Source organism: Kocuria sp. HSID17590, assembly GCF_003989485.1.
GTDB classification, from domain to species: Bacteria; Actinomycetota; Actinomycetes; order Actinomycetales; family Micrococcaceae; genus Kocuria; species Kocuria salsicia.
Window position 1 is genome coordinate 1 of sequence record NZ_RBMB01000060.1, and the last position, 6,436, is coordinate 6,436.

Genomic DNA, 6,436 nt, shown 5'->3' on the forward strand with positions numbered 1-6,436 from the left:
TCGATATCGGCTTGGCGGATCCACTTATGCAGCGTCATTTCGTGGACTCCGAAGTCCTTCGCGATCTGCGCGATGGTGATGCCGTCCTCACGGGACCGGGCCACTCGCACGACGTCTTCGCGGAACTCCTGGGGGTAGGGAGCGGGCATGATGCACATCCTTCCAGGCCGCCCAACGGGCAAGCCAGATCAGATGTCACCTATCCGTGCGGCAGTCCCCCTTGATGTGAGAGGTGTGGAGGATGGCTACCAAGCATTGGAGCATGAGGACTGGCGATGTCCCCGAGGGGTTGCGGCGTCAGTGGCGAGCGGACAGGGCCTTGCGGCCGGCGATGTTCTCTCCGGGCAGGCCGCAACCGTCTCGGACGGTGCAGCGTGACTTCTGGCGTCTCATTGCGACGGGGATCTCAACGGCGGAGGCCGCGCTCGTGGTGGGTGTGTCGATCCCGGTGGCCTCGCGGTGGTTCCGCCACGCTGGCGGCATGCCACCGATCAGTCTGGTCGAACCCAGTGGGCGATATCTCAGCTTCGCCGAGCGTGAGGAGATCGCCATCCTGAAGGCCCAGGGCAAGGGGGTTCGCACCATCGCCCGGGCTCTGGGCCGTGATCCAGGCACGATCAGTCGTGAGCTGCGCCGCAACGCCGCTACCCGAGGCGGGAAACTCGAATACCGAGCCATGGTCGCCCAGTGGAAAGCCCACGAGGCCGCCAAGAGGCCCAAAGAAGCGAAGATGGTGACCAACCCGCGGTTGCGTGACTACGTCCAGGACCGGCTCGCCGGCAAGGTCACCCACCCTGACGGCCGCACCGTCAACGGCCCAGACACGCCAGTCTGGAAAGGGTTGAACAAGCCCCACCGGGCCGACCGTCGCTGGTCGAAGGCCTGGAGCCCGGAGCAGATCAGCCACCGCCTGCGCATCGAGTTCGGTGATGATGAGTCCATGCGGATCAGTCACGAGGGGATCTACCAGTCACTGTTCATCGAGGGCCGCGGGGCGCTGAAGCGGGACCTGGTGACCTGCCTGCGCACCGGCAGGGCTCTGCGCTCGCCGCGTGAGCGTTCGCGGAACAAGCCCCATGGCCATGTCACCGCCGATGTCGTGATCAGCGAACGGCCCGCGGAGGCCGCGGATCGGGCTGTTCCCGGCCACTGGGAAGGCGACCTGATCATCGGCACCGGCCGCTCCGCGATCGGCACCTTGGTCGAACGCCACAGCCGCGCCACGATCCTGGTCCATCTGCCTCGCTTGGAGGGCTGGGGCCAGACGCCGCCGGTCAAGAACGGCCCCTCGCTGGGCGGTTACGGTGCGGTCGCGATGAACACCGCGCTCGCCGCGTCGATCACCGCTCTGCCGCAGCAGCTGCGCAAGACCATCACCTGGGACCGCGGCAAGGAACTATCCGCTCACGCCACCTTCGCCCTGGAGACCGGCACGAAGGTCTACTTCGCTGACCCCCACAGCCCATGGCAGCGGCCCAGCAACGAGAACACCAACGGGCTGCTGCGTCAGTACTTCCCCAAGGGCACCGACCTGTCCCGCTGGACAGCAGAAGATCTGGAAGCCGTGGCCCACACCCTAAACAGCCGCCCCCGCAAGACCCTCGGCTGGAGAACACCGGCCGAGGTCTTCGAAAAGCAACTACAATCCTTGGAAGAAGCCGGTGTTGCGACGACCGGTTGAACCTGCCGTGGCTCCGACCAGCAGAGCGATGTCAGCAGTTGGCTTTCCATCTCAGCGGTGCCGCTGGAAGGATGCCCACCGGCAAATCCCGCACCTCGTGGATTGCGAGCGTTGCGAGCGAGAGCGTGCCTACGCGAAGGAGAATTGTGATGGACGTTGACCTGCTGGTGATCGGCTGGGGCAAGGCAGGCAAGACCCTGGCGGGGCGCTTCGCGGCCGCCGGCAAGACCGTGGCGCTGGTGGAGCGCTCGCCCGAGATGTACGGCGGCACCTGCATCAACATCGGCTGCGTGCCGACCAAGGACCTCGTCGTCTCGGCCGAGGAGCGTCGCGACTCCGACGACCCGCAGGAGTTCTTCCGCACCGCCGTCGCCGGCCGCGACGCGCTGATCGGCACGCTCAACGCCGCGAACCACCAGATGCTGGAGAAGCCGGGCGTCACCCTGGTGGACGGCACCGCCCGGTTCACCGGCCCGCGGACGGTCGTCGTCGACACCGCCGAGGGCCAGGTGGAGCTCACCGGCGAGACCGTGGTGATCGGCACCGGTGCGACCTCGCGCCGCGTCGACCTGCCCGGCTTCGACTCACCGCGGGTGTTCGACTCGACCACCATCCAGCACATCGACCCGCTGCCCGAACGGCTGGTGATCGTGGGCGGCGGCTTCATTGGGCTGGAGTTCGCTAGCATGTTCACCCACTTCGGCTCCAAGGTCACCATCCTCGACCGCGGCGAGGAGTTCCTTCCCCGCGTCGACCGGGACGTGGCCGAGGCCGTGAGGCAGACCCTGCTCGACATGGGCGTCACCATCGAGCAGGGCGTCCGGCCCACGTCGCTGGACGACGACGGCACACACGCCGTGGTGCACACCACCAAGGGCGATTTCGCGGCCGAGGCCGTGCTGGTGGCCGCCGGACGCGTGCCGGTCACCGGCGAGCTGGGCCTGGAGGCCGCCGGCATCGAGGTGGACGAGCGGGGCTTCGTCGTCGTGGACGACCAGCTGCAGACCAGCGTCCCCGGTGTGTACGCGGTGGGCGACGTCAACGGCGGCCCGCAGTTCACCTACATCTCGCTGGACGACAACCGCATCGTGTGGGACGCGGTGATGGGCCAGGGCACGCGCCGCCGCAGCGACCGCGTGGCGGTGCCGAACACCACCTTCATCACCCCGCCGCTGTCGATGGTGGGCATGGACGAGACCCAGGCCCGCAAGTCCGGCCGCAACGTCCTGATGGCGAAGAAGGAGGTGGCGAAGATCGCCGCCATGCCCCGGCCGAAGATCGTCGGCGAGACCCACGGCCTGTTCAAGCTGTTCGTCGACGCCGACAGCCAAGAGATCCTCGGCGCGACGATCTTCTCCATCGACTCCCAGGAGCTGGTCAACATGGTCGCCCTGGCCATCCGGCTGGGCGCCAAGGTCTCCGACCTGCGCGACGGGATCTGGACCCACCCGTCCAGCACCGAGGCCTTCAACGAGGTGCTCGGCACCCTGGAGCCATTGGCCTGACCGGTGATGCGCCGGGTGGAAGCGATGGTGCCGCAGGACCACGCCCCCGGCGCCGAGGCCGAGGTCGACTTCGGCGAGGTCTACGTCATCCTCGACGGCGTCAAGACCAAGTGCCACATGTTCGTCTACCGCCTGTCCCACTCCGGCAAGGCCATCCACCGCATCTACCCGACCGGCGGACAGGAGGCTTTCCTCGAAGGACACATCGAGGCCTTCCACGCCCTGGGCGGCATCCCCACCCGCCACATCCGCTACGACAACCTCACCTCCGCCGTCGTCCAGGTCATCCACGGCGGCGACCGGCTCCGCGACGAGAACGAACGCTGGGTGCTGTTCCGCTCCCACTACGGCTTCGACGCGTTCTACTGCCAGCCAGGCATCGACGGCGCCCACGAGAAAGGCGGCGTCGAGGGCGAGGTCGGATGGTTCCGCAGAAACCACCTCACCCCCATGCCCGAGGTCGCCACCTTGGACGAACTCAACGACAAGATCCGCGCCTGGGAAGTCGACGACAACACCCGCCGCATCACCGGCCACGCCAACACGATCGGGCAGGACTACTACGCCGAGCTGCCCCACCTGGCACCGTTGCCGGCCGACGACTTCGACCCCGGCCTGATCCTCCACCCCCGCGTCGACCGCTCCGCCCTGATCACCGTCCGCATGGTCAAGTACTCCGTCCCCGCGCACCTGATCGGGCAACGCGTCCGCGTGTCCCTGCGGGCCTCGTGCGTGGTCGTGTTCGAGGGCCGCACCGTCCTCGCCACCCACCCTCGCCTCGGCACCCGTGGCGTGACCCGGGTCGAGTTGGACCACTACCTCGAGGTCCTACGCCACAAGCCCGGCGCGTTCCCCGGCTCCACCGCCCTCGCGCAGGCCCGCGCCGCCGGGGCATTCACCGCAGCCCACGACGCGTTCTGGGCCGCGGCCCGCAAGACCAGCGGCGACGTCGCCGGCACCCAAGCGTTGATCGACGTGCTCCTGCTCCACCGATCCCTCCCGTCCGACGCGGTGATCGCCGGCATCACCTCAGCCCTGTCCGTTGGCGCGACCAGCCCCGACGTCGTCGCCGTCGAAGCCCGCCGCCACGCCACCGGCCACACACCCGCCCCCACCCCGGCCAGCGCCGAGGCCCACCATCACACCCCGACAGGAACCCCATGACCATCAGCACCAGCCACCGCCAGGGCGGTCTTCGCCGCCGTCACAGCCTCACCGAGCAAGCCGCCCAAGCCGCGATCGACCAAGCCTGCCGCCGGCTCCGGCTGCCCACGATCCGCGCCGTGGTCGACGACGCCGTCGCGGCCGCCACCAAGGAACAACTCACCTACCAAGGCTTCCTCGCCGAACTTCTCCTGGCCGAGGTCGACGACCGCGACCGCCGCTCCACCCTGCGCCGCATCAAGAGCGCCGGCTTCCCCCGCGAGAAGTGGCTCGCCGACTTCGACTTCACCGCGAACCCCAACATCAACCCCGCCACCATCAACGAGCTCGCCACCGGCGACTGGATCCGCCGCGGCGACCCCCTGTGCCTGATCGGGGACTCCGGCACCGGCAAATCCCACCTGCTCATCGCGCTCGGCACCGCCGCCGCAGAACAGGGCTACCGCGTCCGCTACACCCTCGCCACCCTGCTCGTGAACGAGCTAGTCGAAGCCGCCGACGAGAAGCAACTCACCAAGACCATCAACCGCTACGGCCGCGTCGACCTCCTCGTGATTGATGAACTCGGCTACATGGAACTCGACCGGCGCGGGGCCGAGCTGCTGTTCCAGGTCCTCACCGAACGCGAGGAGAAGAACGCCATCGCGATCGCGTCCAACCAGTCCTTCTCCGCCTGGACCGACACCTTCACCGACCCCCGCCTGTGCGCAGCGATCGTCGACCGACTCACCTACAACGCCACCATCATCGAGACCGGCACCAACTCCTACCGCCTCGCCCACACCCGAGCCCGGCACCGGACGCCCGCCACAGGCGCGTGACATCGATCATCTGCCGATGTGCGGGGGCTGTAAGAAAAACGGTGTGTGAGGGTCCGGCCTGATCCGAAAGGAGACGGCCGTGACCGACTTCACGACAGACAGGACAGAGGAGATGATCGATCCCGTGACGGGAGAGATCATCGATCAGAAGGACCTCGCCGAGCGGCTGCTGGCCCAGGCGAAGGAGCAAGGCGTGAGCCTGGTCGGCCCGGGCGGGCTGCTGAACCAGCTGATGAAGAACGTCCTGGAAACCGCCCTGGAAGCCGAACTGACCGAACACCTGGGCCACGACCACGGGCAGACCCCGATCGCGGCCAACATGCGCAACGGGACCCGAGTGAAGACCGTGCTGACCGAGATCGGCCCCGTCGAGATCGAGGTGCCTCGGGACCGGGACGGGTCCTTCGAGCCGGTGATCGTGCCCAAGCGCAAGCGGCGCCTGGACGGGATCGATCAGATCGTCCTCTCCCTGTCGGCCCGCGGGCTGACCACCGGGGAGATCGCGGCGCACTTCGAGGAGGTCTACGGGGCCAGGGTCTCCAAGGACACCATCAGCCGGATCACCGAGAAGGTCGCCGGCGAGCTGGCCGAGTGGTCTTCGCGCCCCCTGGACCCGCTCTACCCGGTGCTCTTCGTCGACGCGATCGTGGTCAAAGTCCGCGACGGGCAGGTGCGCAACACCCCGTTCTACGTCGTCATGGGCGTCACCGTGCACGGGGAACGCGACATCCTCGGAATCTGGGCCGGTGACGGCGCCGAGGGCGCCCGGTTCTGGCTGCAGGTCTTCTCCGAGCTGAAGAATCGGGGCGTCGAGGACGTGCTCATCGCCGTCTGTGACGGACTCAAGGGCCTGCCGGAGGCGATCAACACCACCTGGACGCAGACGGTGGTTCAGCAGTGCATCGTGCACCTGATCCGCAACAGCTTCCGCTACGCCGGCCGCCAACACCGCGACGGGATCGTCTAGGCGCTCAAGCCGGTCTACACGGCCCCGTCCGAGGCCGCGGCGAAGGACCGGTTCACCGAGTTCAAAGCCGAGTGGGGCCAGCGGTATCCGGCGATCGTGCAGCTGTGGGAGAGCTCCTGGGCGGAATTCGTGCCGTTCCTGGAGTACGACGTGGAGATCCGCCGGGTGTGTGCTGACCCCGTTTGGTAGGTCCGGTGGTTGTGTGAGTCGTCCTGTTGCCCGGGGGTCCGGGCAGTGAGACTGGTCAGATCATGACGAACAGCAGGAAGCGTCACACCTCGGAGCAGGTCGTCCGTAA

At 67.7% G+C, this 6,436-nt stretch carries 4 protein-coding genes and 2 pseudogenes; 5 read left to right on the forward strand and 1 reads right to left on the reverse strand.

Annotated features, from left to right (window positions below; all coding sequences use genetic code 11):
- A partial coding sequence (locus D8M39_RS13290; protein ID WP_371413788.1) for a transposase occupies positions 1 to 158 on the reverse strand: 158 nt, incomplete at its 3' end.
- 104 nt (positions 159 to 262) lie between these two features.
- On the opposite strand from D8M39_RS13290, the gene D8M39_RS12235 reads away from it, so the two are divergent.
- From D8M39_RS12235 to D8M39_RS12255, 5 genes and pseudogenes are all read left to right on the forward strand, one after another.
- Positions 263 to 1,681 (forward strand): IS30-like element ISPfr9 family transposase, encoded by a 1,419-nt coding sequence (locus tag D8M39_RS12235; protein ID WP_126875106.1) that lies wholly within the window; start codon positions 263 to 265, stop codon positions 1,679 to 1,681.
- A gap of 149 nt (positions 1,682 to 1,830) precedes the next feature.
- The gene (locus D8M39_RS12240; RefSeq protein WP_055085869.1) at positions 1,831 to 3,186 is read left to right on the forward strand and encodes an FAD-dependent oxidoreductase; all 1,356 of its coding nucleotides are present in this window, start codon (positions 1,831 to 1,833) and stop codon (positions 3,184 to 3,186) included.
- Positions 3,187 to 3,195: 9 nt separating this feature from the next.
- Positions 3,196 to 4,278: pseudogene (istA, locus tag D8M39_RS12245) on the forward strand (IS21 family transposase); the annotation flags it as partial.
- Between the two features lie 68 nt (positions 4,279 to 4,346).
- Positions 4,347 to 5,171 carry an IS21-like element helper ATPase IstB gene (istB, locus tag D8M39_RS12250; RefSeq protein ID WP_055086008.1) on the forward strand — a complete coding sequence of 275 codons (825 nt, stop codon included), beginning with the start codon at positions 4,347 to 4,349 and terminating at the stop codon, positions 5,169 to 5,171.
- Positions 5,172 to 5,283: 112 nt separating this feature from the next.
- A pseudogene (locus D8M39_RS12255) lies at positions 5,284 to 6,306 on the forward strand (IS256 family transposase); the annotation flags it as partial.
- Positions 6,307 to 6,436: the final 130 nt, after the last annotated feature.

Bases quoted from the DNA above. Each gene is read 5' to 3' on its own strand.
- D8M39_RS12240 (WP_055085869.1), top strand. From the start codon at position 1,831: ATGGACGTTGACCTGCTGGTGATCGGCTGGGGCAAGGCAGGCAAGACC.
- D8M39_RS12235 (WP_126875106.1), top strand. From the start codon at position 263: ATGAGGACTGGCGATGTCCCCGAGGGGTTGCGGCGTCAGTGGCGAGCG.
- istB (WP_055086008.1), top strand. From the start codon at position 4,347: ATGACCATCAGCACCAGCCACCGCCAGGGCGGTCTTCGCCGCCGTCAC.